This is a genomic window from Psychrobacter sp. AOP5-GZ1-6, assembly GCF_052376345.1.
Classification (GTDB): domain Bacteria; phylum Pseudomonadota; class Gammaproteobacteria; order Pseudomonadales; family Moraxellaceae; genus Psychrobacter.
Genome location: NZ_JBQSVP010000197.1, coordinates 1 through 4,109 on the forward strand (window position 1 = coordinate 1; position 4,109 = coordinate 4,109).

Annotated in this window: 4 protein-coding genes; 1 reads left to right on the top strand and 3 read right to left on the bottom strand. The window is 40.4% G+C overall.

What is annotated here, in order from left to right:
* Positions 1–133 precede the first annotated feature (133 nt).
* A complete protein-coding gene (locus tag ACT3RN_RS14820) occupies positions 134–943 on the top strand; it encodes a lytic transglycosylase domain-containing protein (RefSeq protein WP_192520446.1) in 810 nt (269 codons plus the stop codon).
* Positions 944–1,149: 206 nt separating this feature from the next.
* Here ACT3RN_RS14820 and tsf read toward each other — a convergent pair whose 3' ends face one another.
* The 3 genes from tsf to ACT3RN_RS14835 all read right to left on the bottom strand — a co-directional run.
* Positions 1,150–2,031 carry a translation elongation factor Ts gene (gene tsf / locus ACT3RN_RS14825; protein WP_192520447.1) on the bottom strand — a complete coding sequence of 294 codons (882 nt, stop codon included), beginning with the start codon at positions 2,029–2,031 and terminating at the stop codon, positions 1,150–1,152.
* 432 nt (positions 2,032–2,463) lie between these two features.
* Complete coding sequence (gene rpsB, locus ACT3RN_RS14830) at positions 2,464–3,258, bottom strand: 30S ribosomal protein S2 (RefSeq protein ID WP_192520448.1); 795 nt, start codon at positions 3,256–3,258, stop codon at positions 2,464–2,466.
* Positions 3,259–3,655: 397 nt separating this feature from the next.
* Positions 3,656–4,109, bottom strand: a 454-nt coding sequence (locus tag ACT3RN_RS14835; RefSeq protein WP_444518770.1) for a chemotaxis protein CheX, incomplete at its 5' end; no start/stop codon positions are given.

A 4,109-nucleotide genomic window follows, 5' to 3' on the forward strand; every position in this document is an offset into this window, starting at 1 on the left:
TTAGAAGTGATGTGTTCTGAGTTGCTATATCCTTTATAGAGCTCGTTACCGACACGATAACCGCTTAAACGCGCACAACAATGCGCCTATAGGCAAAATACCTTGCTATTACTCGATGAAAAGTGATAACCCTATGATAAATATTACAACCCTAGTTACTCGCTGCTTGTCTACCACCCTACTTACTGTCATTACTAGTACTTTAACCTTTTCTGTTACAGCTTATGCAGATAGTATGTACATCAAAAAAAGTAGCGACGGTCAAATACTACTTACCAATCGCAGTCAAACTAGTGGTGACTTTGATAAATTTACTCAAACAGTCAAAGTTACCCACTATAGAAACTCTAAGATGTACGACGATAGCAATAACAATAACTACGGAAGCAGCGCCGCTAGTAAAAGCAGTAGCCGCAATGCTTATGATAGCTATATTCGTGCCTCAGCCCAGCGTCATGGCGTAGATCCAGCGCTCATGAAAGCAATGATGCATACTGAATCAGCATTTAATCCCAATGCACGCTCACCAGTTGGCGCACAAGGTCTGATGCAACTAATGCCTGCCACTGCCCGCCGCTTTAAAGTAAATAATCCTTGGAACCCAGCCGAAAATATCGAGGGCTCAGCTAAATATATCGCTTGGCTCATGCGCCGTTTTGACAATAGAATTGAATATGCTGTGGCAGGCTATAATGCAGGGGAAGGCAATGTCGATAAATACGGTGGCATCCCTCCCTTCAAAGAAACACAGAACTATGTTAAAAAAGTAATGAGCCGCTATCATAGTTTGTATAAAAATGATTCAGGCCTATATGGCGTGACTATGAGCGCTAGTAACCAAAACAATAATACAAGCAGTGGTCTTAAAAATGTCAGTTATGGCACCAGTAGTAATGGTAACAGTGCCAGTTATGTCAACTCAGCGTATGCTGCTTTACGCTAAAACATTAAGTCGCTAAAAAGCTAGCGTATGTAAAACAGTAACCCCAAGATAAGTAAGCTAGACATAAAAAAGCCCGTTAACTAATTAACGGGCTTTTTTATGTTTCTTAGATTCAAAAACAAGCTTGTTTAAACAATCAGTAAGCACTACATCAAGCAATTGATACAATGCTCACAATTAACATAGCGCTTACGATATTTTAAAACTTACTTGTTAGCTGCTTGAGTCGCAGCAACTTCAGCAGCAAAATCTTCTTGCTTCTTCTCAATGCCTTCACCAACTTCTAGACGTTTGAAACCAAGTACTTTAACGCCTTCAGATTTTAGTACGTCACCAACTTTTTTATCGTTGTCCATAACGTATGGCTGACGTAGTAAAGTTACTTCGTCTAAGTACTTACGTAAGCCACCTTCGATCATTTTTTCAACGATATTGTCAGGTTTGCCAGACTCTTTAGCTTTGGCTTCGATGATGTCTTTTTCACGTGCTAGTACGTCAGCAGAAACGTCTTCGTCATTAACCGCAACCGGGTTAAATGCAGCGATGTGCATGGCAAGGTTCTTACCAGTGTCTGCAGTACCACCTTCATAAGAAACGACCACACCGATACGTAGACCATGACGGTATGCAGCGATGTTTGCACCTTCAAGTACTTCAACACGGCGAACCTGAATGTTTTCACCGATTTTTTGTACTAATGATACACGTGCTTCTTCAACTGTTTGACCATCGCCATAAGGCAATGCAGAGATAGCGGAAACGTCTGTTACGTTATTCTCTAGGGCAATATTAGCTACTTTTTCTGCAAATGCAGTGAAGCTATCATCTTTTGCAACGAAGTCAGTTTGGCAGTTAACTTCTAACAAAAATGCTTTGTTTTCGCCTTGGGCAATGATGATTGCGCCATCAGCTGCGATGTTACCCGCTTTTTTAGCTGCTTTAGCTTGACCAGATTTACGTAGGTTATCAATAGCAACTTCAACATCGCCGTTTGATTCTTCTAACGCTTTTTTACATTCCATCATGCCAAGACCAGTACGGTCACGCAATTCTTTTACCATTTTGGCAGATACTTTTACTTCTGACATAAGAGTCACCTTAGTATTGTTATGTTGGATATAGTCAAGTCCGTATAAATCCGCTACGTCGTTATCCTCGCTAACCATACTAATGTATAGCTTGCATTTGGCTTACTTGTCTCGAAATCATTTGGATTCAACTATAGTGCTTAACTTTTGCTAATATTTTTTACTGTATAGCCATGCAATCTGATTGTATGATGTCACTGTTTCCGTGATAACCGTATCTATTGTAAATAGTCATCATAGACACTGTATAGTGCGGAAAAACATAGGCGATAATACTCGCCTACTAACTGCCTATCCATCAACAACAAGGCATGACGAGTAAAACTACATCATGCCTATTGTAAGCTTATACGCTGTTAATAACCTCATAAGTGTACTGATAGATACGCTATCAAATTATTCTTATTAAGTTAAACCTTTTCGGCCAGCTATTTATTCTGCTGGAGTTGCAGCTTCTTCTGCTTTAGCTTCAGCTGGTGCTTCTTCAGCAGCAGGTGCTTGCTCAGCTTTGCCGCCAGCTTGAGTCTGTGCATATTCTTTACCAGCAATAATAGCATCAGCCATAGAGGTAACATACAAAGTCACCGCACGGATAGCATCATCGTTAGCTGGAATGATGTAATCAACGTTATCTGGGCTAGAGTTTGTATCAACGATACCAATAACTGGGATACCCAAATTCTTGGCTTCTTTGATAGCAATCGCTTCATGATCCACGTCTACAACAAAGATAGCATCAGGTAGGCCGCCCATGTCTTTGATACCGCCTAGTGAACGCTCAAGTTTTTCCATATCGCGAGTACGTTCTAACGCTTCACGCTTAGTTAGCTTCGCGAAAGTACCGTCTTCTGATTGCTTTTCCAGCTCTTTTAGACGATTGATTGACTGGCGTAGTGTTTTCCAGTTAGTCAACATGCCACCTAACCAGCGATGGTCAACGTACGGCATACCAGCGCGGGCAGCTTGCTCACGGATGATGCCGCTTGCAGCGCGTTTAGTACCAACAAACAATACTTTGTTTTTCTTGGCAGCTAGGCCGTTTACATAAGTCAAAGCTTCATTAAACGCTTTTACTGTGTGCTCTAGGTTGATGATGTGGATCTTGTTACGTGCACCAAAGATGTATGGTCCCATTTTTGGGTTCCAAAAACGTGTTTGGTGGCCAAAGTGAGCACCGGCTTGTAATAAGTCGCGCATTTCGATTTTGGTTGGGTTCTTTGTAGCCATGTTAAATTTTCCTATTGGTTGGGTTATGCCTCCACATCACAAAAACTGCCTATCTAGCGACACGCATCTGCTAACGGTTAATGCTCATTAAAACAACACTAACTTTTATACAAATTAATCAAGTCGCCAAACACCCAGCAATTCTTTGCCATGATGTGTGTGTCATTGGTTGGTTTAAAAAAGAAGCTATTATTAAAATTGGTAAAACATCAAACTCTAACTTATAAAATAGCTGCGCCGTATTTTATCATATATTCCACAATCATCTCCAGTCATTTATTAGTATAACGCATTAAAATAAAAGCGAAATATAATCTTTTCTACAAACAAAAAAAGCGACACTAATGTGTCGCTTTTTGAAGTTACTTTGACTGTATATACTTTGCTCTATATCTGATTATGCGATACAAATACCAATAACCGCTTTATAACCATGCCAAGTAAATGGTGTGACATAGCTCTGTCGGTCTTTAGGCAAATAAGACACACTCGGGACACCTTCAACAATGTGAGGTGGTGAGATAATAAACTCAGCACCAAACTCAGTACGAGCATTACCAGAGATGGTATTAGCCATCTCACCCAGTAAATCTTTCATCATTTTGATTGATGAGTCAGGCTCGCCCATCACTTTGATGATCTCTCGCAACATCGCACTTGGCGCACTGACATAGACACAACCCTCAAGTGGGCCCGATATCTCAATCACACCACTATAATCATAGCCAACGGCACTTCTGTTATGATTCAAATAAGGTGTGTCAATAGATGCTTCTGAGCCCTTTATCTGTACAAAAAAAGCATTTATTGAGCTAAGAAACACACCTAATTTTTCTACTTTAACCATAATA